Source organism: Streptomyces sp. NPDC000134 (assembly GCF_042899225.1).
Taxonomy (GTDB): Bacteria; Actinomycetota; Actinomycetes; order Streptomycetales; family Streptomycetaceae; genus Streptomyces.
This window is the reverse complement of record NZ_JBIAZN010000017.1, coordinates 85,596-103,345: the sequence shown is the minus strand read 5'-3', so window position 1 is coordinate 103,345 and position 17,750 is coordinate 85,596. Positions and strand designations below refer to the sequence as shown.

Here is a 17,750-nt window from a genome sequence, read left to right as displayed (position 1 = left end):
CACCCGGGCGCGGCGCTCAGTCCTCCGGCGTGTTGGCCGCGGTCGCCTTGGCGGCGGCGGTGGACTTCTTCGCGGCCGCCGTGGTCTTCTTCACGGTCGTCGTCTTCTTGGTCGCCGTCTTCTTGGCCGCCGTCTTCTTGGCGGGGGCCTTCTTGGCGGCGGTCTTCTTGGCGGCCGTCTTCTTCGCCGTCTTCTTGGCGGGGGCCTTGGCCCGCTTCTCGGCGAGCAGTTCGAAGCCGCGCTCGGGGGTGATCGTCTCGACGCTGTCGCCGGAGCGCAGGGTCGCGTTGGTCTCCCCGTCGGTGACGTACGGGCCGAAGCGGCCGTCCTTGACCACGACCGGCTTCTCGCTGACCGGGTCGGTGCCCAGCTCCTTCAGCGGCGGCTTGGCCGCGGCCCGGCCGCGCTGCTTGGGCTGGGCGTAGATCGCCTGCGCCTCTTCCAGCGTGATCGTGAAGAGCTGATCCTCGGTCTGCAGGGAGCGCGAGTCCGTGCCCTTCTTCAGATACGGGCCGTAGCGGCCGTTCTGCGCGGTGATCTCGGTGCCGTCGGTGTCGGTGCCGACGACGCGCGGCAGCGACATCAGCTTCAGGGCGTCGTCCAGGGTGACCGTGTCCAGCGACATCGACTTGAACAGCGAGGCCGTCCGCGGCTTCACCGCGTTCTTGCCGGTCTTCGGGGTGCCCTCGGGGAGTACCTCGGTGACGTACGGGCCGTAGCGGCCGTCCTTGGCGACGATGGTGTGCCCGGTGGCCGGGTCGGTGCCCAGTTCGAAGTCGCCGCTGGGCTTGGCGAGCAGTTCCTCCGCCAGCTCCACGGACAGCTCGTCGGGCGCGAGGTCCTCGGGGACGTCGGCGCGCTGGTGGTTCTCGGAGTCCTTCTCGCCGCGCTCGACGTACGGGCCGTAGCGGCCGACGCGCAGCACGATGTCGTTGCCGACCGGGAACGAGGACACCTCGCGGGCGTCGATGGCGCCGAGGTCGGTGACGAGTTCCTTGAGGCCGCCGAGGTGGTCGCCGTCGCCGTTGCCCGCGTCGGCCGCGACTCCGGCGCCCGAGCCCTCGCCGAAGTAGAAGCGGCGCAGCCACGGCACGGCCTGGGCCTCGCCGCGGGCGATGCGGTCGAGGTCGTCCTCCATCTTGGCGGTGAAGTCGTAGTCGACGAGCCGCCCGAAGTGCTTCTCCAGGAGGTTGACCACGGCGAAGGAGAGGAAGGACGGGACGAGCGCGGTGCCCTTCTTGAAGACGTAGCCGCGGTCGAGGATCGTGCCGAGGATCGACGCGTATGTCGACGGGCGGCCGATCTCGCGCTCCTCCAGCTCCTTGACCAGCGACGCCTCGGTGTAGCGGGCCGGGGGCTTGGTGGCGTGCCCGTCGACCGTGATCTCCTCGGCGGTCAGCGCGTCGCCCTCGGCGACCTGCGGCAGCCGGCGCTCGCGGTCGTCCAGCTCGGCGTTGGGGTCGTCGGCGCCCTCGACGTACGCCTTCAGGAAGCCGTGGAAGGTGATCGTCTTGCCGGAGGCGGTGAACTCGACGTCCCGGCCGTCGGCCGCGGTACCGCCGATCTTGACGGTGACGCTGTTGCCGGTGGCGTCCTTCATCTGGGAGGCGACGGTCCGCTTCCAGATCAGCTCGTACAGCTTGAACTGGTCGCCGGTCAGTCCCGTCTCGGCGGGCGTGCGGAAGCGGTCGCCGGAGGGGCGGATCGCCTCGTGCGCCTCCTGCGCGTTCTTGACCTTCCCGGCGTACGTGCGCGGCTGCGCCGGCAGGTAGTCGGCGCCGTACAACTGCGTCACCTGGGCGCGGGCGGCGGCGACCGCCGTGTCGCTCAGGGTCGTGGAGTCCGTACGCATGTACGTGATGTAGCCGTTCTCGTACAGCTTCTGGGCGACCTGCATGGTCGCCTTCGCCCCGAAGCCGAGCTTGCGGGACGCCTCCTGCTGGAGCGTGGTGGTGCGGAACGGGGCGTACGGCGAGCGGCGGTACGGCTTGGACTCGACGGAGCGGACGGCGAACCGCGTGTCCTCCAGGGCGGCGGCCAGCGCGCGGGCGCCGGCCTCGTCGAGGTGGAGGGTGTTGGCGCTCTTGAGCTGCCCCAAGGAGTCGAAGTCGCGGCCCTGCGCGACCCGCCGGCCGTCGACGGTCTGGAGGCGGGCGACGAGGGACGACGGGTCGGAGGCGTCTCCCGCGCGGCCGGATGGGGGTCCCCCCGCCGGAGCGAAGCCGGAGGTGGGGGAGAAGGTGCCCGTCAGGTCCCAGTACTCGGCGGAGCGGAAGGCGATGCGCTCGCGTTCCCGTTCGACGACGAGCCGGGTGGCGACGGACTGGACGCGGCCCGCGGACAGCCGCGGCATGACCTTCTTCCACAGGACCGGCGAGACCTCGTAGCCGTAGAGGCGGTCGAGGATGCGGCGGGTCTCCTGGGCGTCGACCAGCTTCTGGTTGAGCTGGCGCGGGTTGGCCACGGCGGCCCGGATGGCGTCCTTGGTGATCTCGTGGAACACCATGCGCTTGACCGGGATCTTCGGCTTGAGGACTTCCTGGAGGTGCCAGGCGATGGCCTCGCCCTCGCGGTCCTCATCGGTGGCGAGGAACAGCTCGTCGGAGTCCTTCAGCAGGTCCTTGAGCTTCTTGACCTGCGCCTTCTTGTCGGCGTTGACCACATAGATCGGCTGGAAGTCGTGTTCGACGTCCACACCGAGCCGGCGGACCTCTCCGGTGTACTTCTCCGGCACCTCGGCGGCGCCGTTGGGAAGGTCGCGGATGTGCCCGACGCTCGCTTCGACGACGTACCCGGGGCCGAGGTAGCCCTTGATCGTCTTCGCCTTGGCAGGCGACTCGACGATGACGAGTCGGCGGCCGCCCTTTGCGGTCTCGCTGGTCGGGGACAACTTCGCTCTTCTCTCCGGTCGGCGCTGGGGGACGCCCCCGGCGTGGGTCCCGGGGGTCGGGTCCTGTTCCTTGTTCGCTCGTGACGCTGCGGAGTGTGACGGTACCTCCCGCCCCCGTGTCAAACGGGAAAAGCCCGCAACGGCCACTCGAACGGTAACCCGACTAACCCTCTTCCTGCCGCCCGGAGTCGCCACGTGCTTGCGGAGGCGTATCCGGAGCGCGACCTTTCGATTACCGGGTCCGCAGGGTCCCGGACGTCCGGAAGCCGCCGTTCAGACGCGGGTCAGGCACCATGCGCCGAGCGCCAGCGCGAGCACGGCGGCGACGCTCGCGACGGCCGCCGATGCGACGGGGCTCACACCCTCGGCGACGGGCCGGCGGTGCCTGACCCGGGTCAGGGTCCACACCAGCAGACCGGCGCCGAACAGGGCGAACACCGTTCCCGCGAAGATCGCCGGCCCACTCTCCATGGCTCCCCGTGCCCCTTTTCTCCGTCCGCGCGTGTCCAGCCCCGGCGAGGCTGACACGCGCGGGCGGCGCCCAGGCGAACCCGAGGTGAACGGGGGCCCGGCGGGCCTCGTCACGACACGTTCCGGACACCGCGTACGGGCCCGGCGGCACCCGCGTACGCCGGTTTCCGGGCGTCCCCGGCGTCCGAAACCCGGTGGGTGCGGTTCACGGACGCCCCGGGCGCGTCACCGCCCCGGGTCCGCGGGCGTCCCGGGCGCGTCACCGTGCCGGTTCGAGGAAGCCCTGTTCCACCAGGAGCCGGATCTGGGCCGGCGTGCGGTCGCGCAGCAGGACCGGGTCCTCGCCCATGAGCTGGGCGATGGCGTCCAGGATGCGGCCCGCGCTCATCGTGCCGTCGCAGACGCCGGCGAAGCCCGCGCCGACGGTGTCGACCCGGGTCGCCCGGCGCATGCCGCGGTGCTGGCGCAGCACGACGTGCTCGGGGTCCTCGGCGCCGGGCAGCCCGACCTGTTCCTGGACGATCTCGCCGGCCAGGGTGAAGCTCGCTTCGAGCAGGGCCGCGTCGTCGTGGGCGCGCAGGTAGTCGATGCGGTCGAAGTGGGCCCGGACGGTCTCGCCGAGCGGCTGCTCGACCGGATGCGGCCATTCCTCGACGACGATCGACGGCTCGGCGGCGTCGCTGCGGCGCAGGGTGATCCAGCCGAAGCCGACCCCCTTGACCTTGCGCGCCTCGAACTCGTCCAGCCACGCGTCGTACCGCGCCTGGTACTCGGTGAGGTCACCGCGGTGGTCCCCGGCGTCCCTGAGCCACAACTCGGCGTACTGCGTGATGTCCTGGACCTCGCGCTGCACGATCCACGCGTCGCAGCCCGGCGGCACCCAGGAGCGCAGCCGGTCCGTCCATTCCTCCCCCTCCACGTGCTGCCAGTTGGCGAGGAACTGCGCGAACCCGCCCTCGGTCAGCCGTCCCCCCGCTTCCTGAACGAGCGTGCGGCACAGATCGTCCCCGCCCATCCCGCCGTCGCGGTAGGTGAGCCGCGCGCCCGGCGAGATCACGAACGGCGGGTTGGAGACGATCAGGTCGTAGCGGTCGTCCGCGCCGACCGGTGCGAACAGGGAGCCCTCGCGCAGGTCGGCCGCCGGGGCGCCGGAGAGCGCGAGGGTGAGCGCGGTGATGTGCAGGGCGCGCGGGTTGACGTCGGTCGCCGTCACGCGCGTGGCGTGCCGGGAGGCGTGCAGGGCCTGGATGCCGGAACCGGTGCCGAGGTCGAGGGCGGCGGCGACGGGGGTGCGCACGGTGAGGCCGGCGAGCGTGGTGGAGGCGCCGCCCACGCCCAGGACGACGCCCTCGGCCTGGCTGCCGATGCCGCCCGCGCCGCCGACCGCGCAGCCCAGGTCGGAGACGATGAACCAGTCCTCGCCGTCGGACCCGCCGTAGGGCCGCACGTCCACGGTGGCCGCCACCTCGTCCCCGCCGGTCCGCGTCAGCCAGCCGCTCTCCAGGCACGCGCCGACGGGCAGGACGTCCGCCACGCGTGCGTGCGGCACGGGCTGCTGGAGCAGGAACAGCCGGACGAGCGTCTCCAGCGGCGTGTCGCCGCGCGTGGCGCGCAGCGCGGGCACGGTCTCGCTGCGGGAGAGGGCCGCGTACGCGGGCGCCCCGAGCAGTTCCAGCAGGCCGTCGGCGGTGAAGGCGGCCCCGAGAAGGGCCTCCCGGAGCCGGGCGGTGACGTCGGGACGGTCGGCGCGGGGCAGGGGGGAGAGGTCGGCGTTGCTCACGCCCCCATTGTGACGCGCCCTCCGCGCGGGGCCACCGCGGCGGACGTCAGCTCGTCGTGGCGGACGCCGAGGCGGAGGCCGACTTGCAGCTCGGCTGCTTGGCCATGGCCTGGCCGACCTCGCCCTCCTCCAGTGCCTTCAGGGCGTCGTTGCCGCTGCGGGAGAGCTTGTCCAGCTCGGTGGCGACGTCCTTGAGGCCGTCGGCGAACTTCGCCTGGTCCTTGGTCTCCAGCGCCTCCACCTGCTTCCTCAGGGAGGCGTACGACGAGGAGAGCGTGTTCAGTTCCCGGACGGCGTCCTTCTGCTTCTTCTCGCCGTCCTCGACGTCCGGCACGCCGGCCTTGCGCACGGCGTCGCCCATCGCCTTGTAGGCGTCGGACATGTCCTGGAACGCCTGGGCGTCGGTCTTCCGGACGTCCTGCGGGCTGCTGTTGTCCGAGGTCTGCTTCTGGATCGCGGCGTTGGCGGCCTCGATCTTCTTCGCCTGCGGCTGGACGCCGTCGCAGACCTGCTGGGCCCAGGAGTCCAGCTTGTCGTTGCCTTCGTCGTCGCCGCCGCATCCCGTCAGCGCCAGTACCAGTACCGCACCGCCGGACAGTGCGGCCGCGAGCTTCTTGTTCACCGGATTGGTCCCTTCCATGGCTCTCGGCCCCGGAACATACACGCCATCCGGGCGACACCCGCGTGACCAACATCCGATACGACGTTAATTGCAGCCATTTGCACCAGGCGAGAGAAGGCTCACGGCATACCTCCCCGGCACGCGGACGCGGGCGCACGGCGCGTCACCACACGCCGTACGCCCGCGCCTTGAGCCGGGCCGCGCGCCCCGAGTGGCAGACCGGACCTAGGAAACCACCGCCGTGTCCGCCGGCTCGGGCTTCCGGCCGGTGCCGTCCTCGTCGCCCATGGCGATGCCGCGCCGCTTGGAGACGTACACCGCGCCGACGACGACCGCGAGGGCCAGCAGCGCGATCAGCACCCGTACGCCCACGCTCTTGTCGGGTCCGTACGAGAACTTGATCACCGCGGGGGCGATGAGCAGCGACACCAGGTTCATCACCTTCAGCAGCGGGTTGATGGCCGGTCCCGCGGTGTCCTTGAAGGGGTCGCCGACCGTGTCGCCGATGACGGTGGCGGCGTGCGCGTCGCTGCCCTTGCCGCCGTGGTGGCCGTCCTCGACGAGTTTCTTGGCGTTGTCCCAGGCGCCGCCGGAGTTGGCGAGGAAGACCGCCATCAGCGTGCCCGCGCCGATCGCGCCCGCCAGGAACGCGCCGAGGGCGCCCACACCGAGCGTGAACCCGATGAAGATCGGCGCCAGCACGGCGAGCAGTCCGGGCGTGGCGAGTTCGCGCAGGGCGTCCTTCGTGCAGATGTCGACGACTTTCCCGTACTCCGGTGTCTGGCTGTAGTCCATGATCCCGGGTTTCTCCCGGAACTGCCGGCGCACCTCGAAGACGACCGCGCCCGCCGACCGGGACACCGCGTTGATCGCCAGGCCGGAGAAGAGGAAGACGACCGCCGCGCCGGCGATCAGCCCGACCAGGTTGTTGGGCTGGGAGATGTCCATCATCAGGCTCATCGGCGCCCCCGGCCCGCTGAGCTGCTCACCGACGTCCCGGGCGCCGGTGGTGATGGCGTCGCGGTACGACCCGAACAGCGCCGACGCGGCGAGCACGGCGGTGGCGATGGCGATGCCCTTGGTGATGGCCTTGGTGGTGTTGCCGACCGCGTCCAGGTCGGTGAGGACCTGCGCGCCCGCGCCCGTGACGTCGCCGGACATCTCGGCGATGCCCTGGGCGTTGTCGGAGACCGGCCCGAAGGTGTCCATGGCGACGATCACGCCGACCGTGGTGAGCAGGCCGGTGCCGGCCAGCGCCACCGCGAACAGCGCCAGCATGATCGACGCGCCGCCGAGCAGGAAGGCCCCGTAGACGCCGAGGCCGATCAGCAGGGCGGTGTAGACGGCCGATTCCAGGCCGATGGAGATGCCGGCCAGGACGACGGTGGCCGGTCCGGTGAGCGAGCTCTTGCCGATGTCCCGCACGGGGCGCCGGGTGGTCTCGGTGAAGTAGCCGGTGAGCTGCTGGATCAGGGCGGCGAGCACGATGCCGATGGCCACGGCGACGAGCGCGAGGACCCGCGGGTCGCCGTCCTTGCCCGCGATCGCCGCGTCGGTGACGCCGTCGAGGTCGGCGTACGTGCCCGGCAGGTAGACGTAGACGGCCACCGCCACCAGCACCAGCGAGATCACCGCGGAGATGAAGAAGCCGCGGTTGATCGCGCTCATCCCGCTGCGGTCGCTGCGGCGCGGCGCCACCGCGAAGATCCCGATCATCGCGGTGATCACCCCGATGGCCGGGACCAGCAGCGGGAACGCCAGCCCCGAGTCGCCGAAGGCCACCTTGCCGAGGATCAGCGCGGCGACCAGCGTCACGGCGTACGACTCGAAGAGGTCGGCCGCCATGCCCGCGCAGTCGCCGACGTTGTCGCCCACGTTGTCGGCGATGGTCGCGGCGTTGCGCGGGTCGTCCTCCGGGATGCCCTGCTCGACCTTGCCGACCAGGTCGGCGCCGACGTCGGCGGCCTTGGTGAAGATGCCGCCGCCGACCCTCATGAACATCGCGATCAGGGCGGCCCCGAGGCCGAAGCCCTCCAGGACCTTCGGCGCGTCGGCCGCGTACACCAGCACCACGCAGGAGGCGCCGAGCAGACCGAGCCCCACCGTGAACATGCCGACGACGCCGCCCGTGCGAAATGCGATCTTCATCGCTTTGTGCGAGACGAGGGTGAGATCCTTTTTCGGTTCACCCTCGGCCGGTGTCGCTTCCCGCGCCGCCGCGGCGACGCGCACATTACTGCGGACGGCGAGCCACATGCCGATATACCCGGTGGCCGCCGAGAACGCCGCACCGATCAGAAAGAAGATCGAACGTCCGGCCCGCTGTTTCCAGTCGTCCGCGGGCAGCAGCATGAGCAGGAAGAACACCACGACGGCGAATACGCCGAGGGTGCGCAACTGCCTGGCCAGATAGGCGTTGGCGCCTTCCTGGACCGCCGCCGCGATCTTCTTCATGCTGTCCGTGCCCTCGCCCGCCGCGAGCACCTGGCGCACCAGGACCCCCGCGACCACCAGCGCGGCCAGCGCCACGACGGCGATGACGGCGACCAGGACGCGGTTGCCGTCGGTGAGCACGGCGGCTGCGAGGTTCGTGGGGTGACCCGAGCCATATGAAAGGGAAAGCTCCGCCATTCGTCCTCCTTGACGCTTGGGCTGAGCTCAAGATGTGGACGGATTGTAGGTACCGGAACCTGATCAAAACAGTGCCTGACAAATCTATTCGGCCCGTCAAGCCAAAAGCCGTAACGCCTTCGAAGCATTCATTCACAAGCGCATTGATCGTGAATGGAATCACTTAACGCGCGCACAGAGCCACTGTATGCGGGACGATCGTCTTCCGCACATGACAAAGGGCCCTACGCGGTAGGGCCCTGCGGTTGGCGGAAGCGGATGTCAGTTCAGCGGGAGCGCCGGGGGCGGGGTCGTCGGCCAGGTCATGCGGATCAGTCCGCCGTCCTGGTCGGCCGTGACCTCCACGTCGTCGACGAGCCCGCTGATGACCGCGAGGCCCATCTCGTCCTCCTCGACCTCCGGGTCGTCGCCGAGGGCGCCGGGGGCGCCGCCGGGGGCCGCGTGCGGCGCCTCGTCGCCGACCTCGATGGAGAACTGTTTCTCCTCTTCGATCAGCGCCACCTTCACCGGCGCGGTGATGCCGCCGTTCTGGTGGAGTCCGACGGCTCGGGTGCATGCCTCGCCGACGGCGAGCCTGACCTCGTCGAGGACGGCCTCGTCCACTCCGGCCCTGCGTGCCACCGCGGCCGCCACCAGCCGGGCGGTCCTGACGTGCTCGGGCAGCGCGCTGAAACGGAGTTCAACGGTGGCCATGCATCCCCCTCGGTACTACGGGCGTGCTGTCGAGGGACCGGGCCGCCGAAAGCCCGGCCCCCTGGTGATGCTCATCGACGTCCCGGGCTCGTCGAGGGCCCGGGATCGGTGATCGTCGTCAGTCGGTGGCCGCCACCGCTTCCTCGACCGAGGTGTGAATGGGGAACACCTTGGTGAGGCCGGTGATACGGAAGATCTTGAGAATGCGCTCCTGGTTGCAGACCAGGCGCAGCGAGCCCTCGTGGGCCCGCACCCGCTTCAGCCCGCCGACCAGCACGCCGAGTCCGGTGGAGTCGAGGAAGTCCACGCCCTCCATGTCGACGACGAGGTGGAAACTCCCGTCGTTCACCAGCTCGACCAACTGCTCGCGCAGCTTGGGCGCGGTGTATACGTCAATTTCGCCACCGACCTCGACGACCGTACGATCGCCGACGGTACGGGTCGACAGGGACAGGTCCACGGATCCTCCAGCACCTTGCTATCGAGCGGTCGTCCCTCGGGACACCTCGGCTTGGGGCCCCCGGGACGGTTCGCCAGCCGCGATGGCATTCAATCACTTACCGGCGGGCGTGCACGACGCCTTGGTCCCATTGTCCGTCACGCCGGTGACACACTCGATGCCGATGGCCAAGAATCACCGATCCGATGGACCCCCGACGGACCCCGCCTCGCGGCCGGGTCCGGGCACGGTCCTGGGCCGCCTCTCGGCGGGACCGAGCCGGGCTTCGCGCATCACTCATACGGAGCACTTGCCCCCGCGTGCGGGCCGCCATGCCGTCTGGCCGGACCGGATTCGTCCCGAGGTCGTCGCGGCGGTGCAGGCCGCGGGCATCGCACACCCCTGGGCCCACCAGGCCCGCGCGGCCGAGCACGCCCTCGACGGCGATTCGGTCGTCGTCGCCACCGGCACCGCCTCCGGCAAGTCCCTCGCCTACCTGGTCCCGGTGCTGTCGGCGCTCCTGGACGGCTCCGAGGCCCCCAACGGGCGTGGCGCGACCGCCCTCTACCTGGCCCCGACGAAGGCCCTCGCCGCCGATCAGTGCCGGTCGGTGAAGGAACTTTCACAACCGCTCGGCGCGTCCGTGCGCGCCGCGGTCTACGACGGCGACACGCCGTTCGAAGAACGCGAATGGGTCCGCCAGTACGGCACGTACGTCCTGACCAACCCGGACATGCTGCACCGCGGCATCCTGCCCTCCCACCCCCGCTGGTCCTCCTTCCTGAAGGCGCTGAAGTACGTCGTCATCGACGAGTGCCACACCTACCGCGGCGTCTTCGGCTCGCACGTCGCCCAGGTGCTGCGCAGGCTGCGCAGGCTGTGCGCCCGCTACGGCGCGTCGCCGGTGTTCCTGCTGGCCTCCGCCACCGCCGCCGAGCCCGCGGTCGCCGCCCGCCGGCTCACCGGACTGCCGGTGGTGGAGGTCGCCGACGACGCCTCACCCCGTGGTGAACTGGTGTTCGCCCTCTGGGAGCCGCCCTTGACCGAACTGGAGGGCGAGAAGGGCGCGCCCGTTCGACGCACGGCCACCGCCGAGGCCGCCGACCTCCTCACCGACCTCACCGTGCAGGGCATGCGCTCCATCGTCTTCGTCCGCTCCCGGCGCGGCGCCGAGCTGATCTCCGTCATCGCCCAGGAACGCCTCGCCGAGGTCGACCGGTCCCTCGCCCGGCGTGTCGCGGCGTACCGCGGCGGCTACCTCCCCGAGGAGCGCCGCGCCCTGGAACGCGCCCTGCACTCCGGCGACCTGCTCGGCCTCGCCGCGACCAACGCCCTGGAACTCGGCCTCGACATCTCCGGCCTGGACGCCGTGGTCATCGCCGGCTATCCGGGGACGCGGGCCTCCCTGTGGCAGCAGGCGGGCCGGGCGGGCCGGGCCGGGCAGGGCGCGCTGGCGGTGCTGGTCGCCCGCGACGACCCGCTGGACACCTTCCTCGTCCACCACCCCGAGGCCCTGTTCGACCAGCCGGTCGAGTCCACCGTCCTCGACCCCGACAACCCGTACGTCCTCGCCCCGCACCTGTGCGCCGCGGCGGCGGAACTGCCCCTGACGGACGAGGACCTCAAGCTTTTCGGCCCCGCGTGCGAGGAACTGCTCCCCCAGTTGGAGGCGGCCAGGCTGCTGCGCCGCCGGACCCGGGCCTGGCACTGGACGCGCCGCGAACGGGCCGCCGACCTCACCGACATCCGCGGCGAGGGCGGCCGGCCGGTCCAGGTGGTCGAGGCCGGGACGGGCCGGCTGCTGGGCACGGTCGATGCCGACGCCGCCCACACCACGGTCCACGAGGGCGCGGTCCACCTCCACCAGGGCCGCACCTATCTCGTCCGCTCCCTGGACCTGGACGACTCCGTCGCCCTCGTCGAACAGGCCAGTCCGCCGTACTCGACGGTGGCCCGCGACACCACCGCCATCTCCGTCCTGGAGACCGACGTCGAGATCCCGTGGGGCGACGGCCGCCTGTGCTACGGCTCCGTCGAGGTCACCAACCAGGTGGTCTCCTTCCTGCGCCGCCGCCTGATCACCGGCGAAGTCCTCGGCGAGTCCAAGCTCGACCTCCCGCCTCGTACGCTGCGCACCCGCGCCGTGTGGTGGACGGTCACCGAGGACCAGCTCGACGCCGCCCGGATCAACCCGGAGATCCTCGGCGGGGCCCTGCACGCCGCCGAGCACGCGTCCATCGGCATGCTCCCGCTGTTCGCCACCTGCGACCGCTGGGACATCGGCGGCGTCTCCGTCCCCCTGCACCCCGACACCCTCCTGCCGACGGTCTTCGTCTACGACGGCCACCCCGGCGGCGCGGGATTCGCCGAGCGCGCCTTCCACACGGCCCGCGACTGGCTCACCGCGACCCGCGAGGCCATCGCCTCCTGCGAATGCGACGCGGGCTGCCCGTCCTGCATCCAGTCCCCCAAGTGCGGCAACGGCAACGATCCCTTGCACAAGCGCGGGGCGGTCCGGCTGCTCACGGTGCTGTTGCGGGGGGCGGCGGAGGATTCGGGGGCCTCGGGGGGACCGGGTGCGGCGGGGGGACTGGGGGCGTCAGGGAGACCGGGGGCGTCAGGGAGTCCCACGGCGATGGGTGGGCCAGGGGCGTCGGATGGTCCGGCGGCGTAGGGGGGACCGATGGAGCCGGCGGCCGAGCCGGCGGCGGAGCCGTCACCGCGGGCGCTTCCGCCGGGCCCGCCCGTGCCCTGACCTCCGCCGTGAACGGACCCCGGCCCGAGGCCGCCGTCACGTCGGACACCTGGCCGGTGAGGGCGCACCGCACCAGCCGCGCGCCCTGGGCGCGGGCCACTTGGTCCGCGCGCCCGCACGCCGCCGCGCGGCCCCCTGCCCAGTGGTCCGCCGCCGCGAGGGCCGCGAGATCGGCGCCCCCGGCCGCCCGGTGCCGGGCCACGACCGCCTGCCCGAGGGCCAGGACGACGCCGAACACCACGCACAGCACGGCGATCGCCCCGACACTCCAGACGGTGGCGGATCCACGGTCCGCGCAGCGGCGTGCCACCCGGCTCGATGGCATCCGGTACGGCGGCGTCCGGCACGTCGCTCCCCGGTGAGGTGCGGTCCGTCCCGACGCCCGGATGGGGACCGCCGGACTCAGGACCGCCCAGCCTGAGACCGCCGGACTCAGGACCGCCCGAGCCAGGACCGCCCGCCCCCGTGCCGTCCGATGGGGCATACGCCCGGCGTCCCTCACGTCCTCACCCCCGTCCCCGCCGTCGTCCACTCCACCGAGGCCACGGCCTCCTCCCGTACCTCGAACGGCAGTCCGCTCAAGGCGGGTGGCTTCGCCGTGACGACGACCCGGACGTGTCGCGCCTCCCGGCTGACCGTGACGTCCGCTCCGTCGGGTGCCGCCTGTCGGGTGACCTCGACGACCGCGTCGGCCGGGTCCTGCCGGGCCGCCGCGCGGGCGCCGGTCCGCGCCGCGTCCACGCACTGGATCTGCGCGGCCACCGTGAGCAGGCCCCACACCAGCGCCATCGCGAACATCACCAGCACCGGCAGCACCACGGCCGACTCCGCCGTCACGAACCCGTCGTCGGCCGGACCGCCCGCCCGCCGCTCACATCCGCGCATCGAGCGCCTCTTTCACGATGCTCTCGAGTTCCGCGCCGACCGCCCCGCTCGTGAGCACCTTGTAGAGCACCACGGCGAACGCCACCGCCGCCACGATGCCCATCGCGTACTCGGACGTCACCATGCCCGCGTCCCGTCGCGCACGTGCCCGGCGCACCAGGGCCCGCAGTCGTGTCCGTACCATCTGATACATCTCAACCCCCGTAAGAATTCTTCGTGTTCGTCAGTTGTGGTCGTGCTGGCCGTTCGCTGTTCCGGGTGGGTCATCCACCGCCGTTTCCGCCCAGCGCCCCGCCCGCCAGGCCGATCACCACGGGGAGGATTCCCACCGCGATGAAGGCGGGCAGGAAGCAGAGCCCGACCGGCGCGCTGACCAGGACGGCCGCCCGCCGGGCCCGCGCCGTGGTGGTGCGGGCCCACTCCTCGCGGGCCTGTGCGGCGAGGCGCGCGACCGGTCCGGCGGCGGGCAGCCCGGACACTCCGGCGCGTTCCAGCAGCCGGGCCAAGGGCGGGGCGCCCGGGAACGCCGCCAGGTGATGCCAGGCGCCCTCCGGCTCACCGCCGAGGCGGACCTCCGCCGCGCCCCGCGCCAGGGCGTCGCCGATGGGCCCGCCGAGGGCGTCACCCACGGCCTGCGCCGCCACCACCGGTCCCGCGCCCGCCGTGACGCAGGCCGCCAGCAGGTCGGCCGCCAACGGCAGTTGCCGTGCCGCCTCGGCCACCTCGGCGTCTGCGGCGGCCTTGCCGGCGGGCGGGCGCCGCCGCTGCCAGTGCCGGAGCCCGGCCGCCACGGCCAGCCCCGCCAGCAGGCCGGCGATTCCCCCGACCAGGGCCCAACCGGCGCCCACGGTGGCCAGCAGGGGCAGCCAGGGGCGGGCCCTGGCGAGCACCTCGACGCGCCGTGGGGCGGCGGGTGTCCGCCGGGGGACGGTGAGGCCGGTGAGGCGGCGCCGCACCCCGTGGGCGCGGCGGGCGGTGACCGCCCATCGCACCAGCCACCCGGCGAGCAGCACTGTCCCCACCATCACCCCCAGCCTGTGGACAACTTCCGCGCTCATGACGCCGCCTCCGCCCGTCGTACGATCCGCCCCACCCACCACAGGCCGAGCCCCTCCAGCACACCGCCGGCCAACAGGCAGCCCAGGCCCGGTCCGCTGTGCAGCAGGACGCGCAGCGGGTCGGCCCCGAGCGCGACGCCGAGCAGCAGGCCCAGGGCCGGCAGGCCGGCGAGCATCGCCGCGGTGGTCCGGGCGCCCGCCAACTGCGCCCGCAGGTCGGCCCGCTGGTCCCGCTCGGCGCGCAGCGCCGCCTCCAGGCGGTCGAGTCCGGCCGCGAGGCCGGCGCCCTGGTCGACGGCCACCCGCCAGCACGCGGCGAGTCCCCGCAGCCCGTCGGCGCCGGGCTGCCGTGCCGCCGCCGTGAGCGCGCCCGGCACGTCCCCGCCGAACCGGGCCGCCGCCAGCACTGCCGTACGCCCGTCGCCGAGCCCGCCGGAGTCACGCGCGGCGTGCAGCAGTGCCTCGCCCGGTTGCCGCCCCGCCCGTACCTCCCCCGCGACCGCTCCGCACAGGGCGATCACCGCGTCCTGCCGGCGCTCCCGTGCCCGCCGGTCCCGGCCGGTCAGCCGTGCCCGCCGCAGCATTGGCACCCCGGCCGCCCCCGCGAGGACCGGCAGGAGCGAGGCGCCCAGCACCGCCAGTACCGCTCCCGCCGCCAGGGCCCACCATTCGGGCCGCAGCCGCCCGCGGAGCCGGCGCAGCGCGTCCGTCGCCCGGGTGGCGCCCGGCGGTCCGGTTCCGATCGCCCCGCCGCCCGCGAGCAGCAGCCGTGCCCGCCGGGCCCCGCGGTCCCGGCCGCCCGTCAGCCACACCGCCGCCCCGAGACACGCCACGGCCGCGCTCACCGGCATCTCAGTCATCCCGGTCATCCCGGTCATCCATGTCCCCCTGTGTCCCGCCCCGTTTCCGGGCGTTCTTCGCGCAGCAGTTCCCGCAGCCGCTCCCAGCCCCGCTCGTACGCGAACGCCGCCGCTCCCCACCGCAGTGCGGGAACCGTCCGCACCAGCCCCGACGGGTCCCGTTCCAGCACGCGCACCTCCGCGATCCGCCGCCGGCCGGTCCGGTCCCGCACCAGGTGCAGGACGACCGACAGCGCCGCGGCCACCTGGCTGTGCAGGGCGGCCCGGTCGAGCCCGGCCGCGGTGCCGAGCGCCTCCAGCCGGGCGGGGACGTCCGCCGCCGCGTTGGCGTGGACCGTGCCGCAGCCCGCGTGGCCGGTGTTGAGAGCCGCCAGCAGATGGACCACCTCGGGGCCGCGGACCTCGCCGACGACGAGCCGGTCCGGGCGCATCCGCAGGGCTTGGCGCACCAGGTCCTCCAGGGTCACCAGGCCCGCGCCCTCCTGGTTGGCGGGTCTGGCCTCCAGGCGTACGACGTGCGGATGGTCCGGGCGCAGCTCCGTGGAGTCCTCGGCGAGCACGATCCGCTCGTCCGGCCGGACGAGGCCGAGCAGTGCGCTCAGCAGCGTCGTCTTGCCGCTGCCGGTGCCGCCGCTGACCAGGAACGACGACCGGGCCTCCACCAGCGCCCGCAGCACCCGGTCCCCGCCCGGCGGCACGGTGCCCGCCGCCACCAGTTCGTCCAGCGTGAACGCGCGGGGCCGCACCACCCGCAGGGCGAGGCAGGCGCAGCCGACGGCGACCGGGGGCAGCACCGCGTGCAGCCGGGTCCCGTCGGGCAACCGGGCGTCCACCCACGGCCGGGCGTCGTCGAGCCGCCGACCGGCGACGGCCGCGAGGCGCTGCGCCAGCCGCCGTACCGCACCGGCGTCGGCGAAGCGGACGGACGTCAGCTCCAGTCCGCCGCCGCGGTCCACCCAGACCCGGTCGGGGGCGGACACCAGCACGTCGGTCACCGAGGGATCGGCGAGCAGCGGCTCCAGTGGCCCGCTGCCGACCAGTTCCGAGCGCAGGTGCTCGGCGGTGCCGAGGATCTCGGCGTCCCCCAGGACGCGTCCCTGTTCCCGCAGGGCCTGTGCCACCCGCGCGGGCGTCGGTTCCGCCCCGCTCTCGGCGAGCCGGCGCCGCACACCGTCGAGCAGCCCCGACGGCAACCCGGGTGCCGGACCCGCGCCCCGCACCGGCCCGGACGGCGCCCCGGGCCCCACACCCGCGACCCTGACCGGCGGCCCCGACGGCGACCCGGACCCCACACCCGCAACCCTGACCGGCGGCTCCGACGGCAACCCCGACCCCGCACCCGCTTCCCGGAGCTGCCCCGCCGAACCCTCCCCCGGGCGCAGGTCACGCCCCATCGAAGCCCCCGTGACCCCCATCACCCCGCCCCCACCTCCACCAACGCCCGCTCCCAGAACCCCCGGCAGAAGCGGGCCAGCGGCCCCCTCCCGGTCGCGCCCGGCGGTTCCCTGCCCTCGCTCGCGCGGAGCAGCCCCGCCTCCACGGGGACCTCGCCCGCCAGGGGCAGCCCGAGCAGCCGGGCGACCTCGCGGTCGTCCAGCCCGGGGGTGTACGGCCCCCGTACCGCGACCCGCAGGTCGGCGAGGACCATGCCGACGGCGGAGGCGACCCGCCCGGCCGCCGCGACGGCCCGCAGTTCGGCGGGGACGACGAGGAGTCCGAGGTCGAGCTGGGCGAGGATCTCGGCGACCCCGTCGTCGACCCGGCGGGGCAGGTCGACGACGACCGTCCCGCCCCGGCGCCGCGCCGCGGCGAGCACCGCCCGTACGGCCTGGGGCGGCACGGCGACGCAGTCCCCGCGGTCCCAGCTCAGCACCCGCAGGGAGTGCAGCTCGGGCAGCGACTCCTCCAGGGCGCCGCCGCCGACCCGCCCGCGCGAGGCGGCGAACGCGGGCCAGCGCAGTCCCTCGGTGGTCTCGCCGCCGAGCAGCACGTCGAGCCCGCCGCCCAGCGGGTCGGCGTCCACCAGCAGGGTGCGCAGCCCCTCGCGGGCGGAGGTGACGGCGAGAGCGCAGGCCAGGGTGGAGGCCCCGGCACCGCCCCGGCCGCCGATGACGCCGACGGTGAGGGCGGGCCGGCCGACGCCCTCGGCCACGTCGGCGATGCGGTCGACCAGCCACTGCTCGCCGTCGGGCAGCATCAGGACGTGGTCGGCGCCGATCTCGACGGCCCGCCGCCAGACCCCGGGATCGTCCTGGTCGCGGCCGACCAGCACCACTCCGCGTCGGCGGGCGGCGCCCCGCACGCCCCGCGCGGCGTCGTCGCCGACCAGGACGAGCGGCGCCGCTTCCCAGGTGCCCCGGCGCGGTGGCGCCGAGGGGTGGACCTCGGGTGTGGCGCCCGCCGCCGCGCACAGGCGCAGCAGGTCGTCCAGGAGTCCGGCGTCCTCGGTGATGATCAGTGGTCCGCGCTGTCCGCCTCCCGCGGCGGGCGGCGGATCGTGGGTGACGGTTCCGGTCATGCTTCGTTTCCCCCTTGAGTACGTCCGCTGAGCGCGTCCTCGCGCCGTTCCTCTTGGACCCGGCGATTCGCGGACGTGTAAGAACCGGCGACCGCCCTCCATATGGGCGGCCGACGAAAACCGGCCATACGCGTCCGGCAAACGGAAG

At 73.4% G+C, this 17,750-nt stretch carries 14 protein-coding genes and 1 pseudogene; 1 reads left to right on the top strand and 14 read right to left on the bottom strand.

Annotated features, from left to right (window positions below):
- Positions 1-16: 16 nt before the first annotated feature.
- The 7 genes from topA to bldG form a co-directional block, all read right to left on the bottom strand.
- Entirely contained in the window at positions 17-2,890 is a 2,874-nt protein-coding gene (gene topA / locus ACFY32_RS24675) for a type I DNA topoisomerase (protein WP_359200434.1), read from the bottom strand.
- Between the two features lie 273 nt (positions 2,891-3,163).
- Entirely contained in the window at positions 3,164-3,361 is a 198-nt protein-coding gene (locus tag ACFY32_RS24670) for a hypothetical protein (RefSeq protein ID WP_359200436.1), read from the bottom strand.
- 259 nt (positions 3,362-3,620) lie between these two features.
- Complete coding sequence (locus tag ACFY32_RS24665; protein WP_359200438.1) at positions 3,621-5,141, bottom strand: methyltransferase; 1,521 nt, start codon at positions 5,139-5,141, stop codon at positions 3,621-3,623.
- A gap of 46 nt (positions 5,142-5,187) precedes the next feature.
- Entirely contained in the window at positions 5,188-5,781 is a 594-nt protein-coding gene (locus ACFY32_RS24660; RefSeq protein WP_359200440.1) for a small secreted protein, read from the bottom strand.
- A gap of 207 nt (positions 5,782-5,988) precedes the next feature.
- The gene (locus tag ACFY32_RS24655) at positions 5,989-8,394 is read right to left on the bottom strand and encodes a sodium-translocating pyrophosphatase (RefSeq protein ID WP_359200442.1); all 2,406 of its coding nucleotides are present in this window, start codon (positions 8,392-8,394) and stop codon (positions 5,989-5,991) included.
- A 261-nt stretch (positions 8,395-8,655) separates the two neighbouring features.
- On the bottom strand, positions 8,656-9,087 hold the full coding sequence (locus tag ACFY32_RS24650; RefSeq protein WP_359200444.1) for an ATP-binding protein: 432 nt from the start codon (positions 9,085-9,087) through the stop codon (positions 8,656-8,658).
- A 118-nt stretch (positions 9,088-9,205) separates the two neighbouring features.
- Positions 9,206-9,547, bottom strand: coding sequence for an anti-sigma factor antagonist BldG (gene bldG, locus ACFY32_RS24645; protein WP_003975386.1), 342 nt, complete (start codon positions 9,545-9,547; stop codon positions 9,206-9,208).
- Between the two features lie 82 nt (positions 9,548-9,629).
- On the opposite strand from bldG, the gene ACFY32_RS24640 reads away from it, so the two are divergent.
- Complete coding sequence (locus ACFY32_RS24640) at positions 9,630-12,200, top strand: DEAD/DEAH box helicase (protein ID WP_390675276.1); 2,571 nt, start codon at positions 9,630-9,632, stop codon at positions 12,198-12,200.
- A 16-nt stretch (positions 12,201-12,216) separates the two neighbouring features.
- On the opposite strand, the pseudogene ACFY32_RS24635 reads toward ACFY32_RS24640, so the two are convergent.
- From ACFY32_RS24635 to ssd, 7 genes and pseudogenes are all read right to left on the bottom strand, one after another.
- Positions 12,217-12,606 (bottom strand): annotated as a pseudogene (locus tag ACFY32_RS24635) (Rv3654c family TadE-like protein); the annotation flags it as partial.
- A gap of 173 nt (positions 12,607-12,779) precedes the next feature.
- Positions 12,780-13,166, bottom strand: coding sequence for a TadE family type IV pilus minor pilin (locus tag ACFY32_RS24630; RefSeq protein ID WP_359200448.1), 387 nt, complete (start codon positions 13,164-13,166; stop codon positions 12,780-12,782).
- Positions 13,153-13,359, bottom strand: coding sequence for a DUF4244 domain-containing protein (locus tag ACFY32_RS24625; protein WP_359200450.1), 207 nt, complete (start codon positions 13,357-13,359; stop codon positions 13,153-13,155). The genes ACFY32_RS24630 and ACFY32_RS24625 overlap by 14 nt, the downstream gene beginning before the upstream one ends.
- Positions 13,360-13,429: 70 nt before the next feature.
- The gene (locus tag ACFY32_RS24620) at positions 13,430-14,224 is read right to left on the bottom strand and encodes a type II secretion system F family protein (protein WP_390675275.1); all 795 of its coding nucleotides are present in this window, start codon (positions 14,222-14,224) and stop codon (positions 13,430-13,432) included.
- Entirely contained in the window at positions 14,221-15,093 is an 873-nt protein-coding gene (locus tag ACFY32_RS24615; protein ID WP_390675274.1) for a type II secretion system F family protein, read from the bottom strand. The genes ACFY32_RS24620 and ACFY32_RS24615 overlap by 4 nt, the downstream gene beginning before the upstream one ends.
- A 5-nt stretch (positions 15,094-15,098) precedes the next feature.
- Positions 15,099-16,478: a TadA family conjugal transfer-associated ATPase gene (locus ACFY32_RS24610; RefSeq protein ID WP_390675273.1), complete on the bottom strand. Its 1,380-nt coding sequence runs from the start codon at positions 16,476-16,478 to the stop codon at positions 15,099-15,101.
- A 20-nt stretch (positions 16,479-16,498) separates the two neighbouring features.
- Positions 16,499-17,602 (bottom strand): septum site-determining protein Ssd, encoded by a 1,104-nt coding sequence (gene ssd, locus ACFY32_RS24605; protein WP_359203695.1) that lies wholly within the window; start codon positions 17,600-17,602, stop codon positions 16,499-16,501.
- Positions 17,603-17,750: the final 148 nt, after the last annotated feature.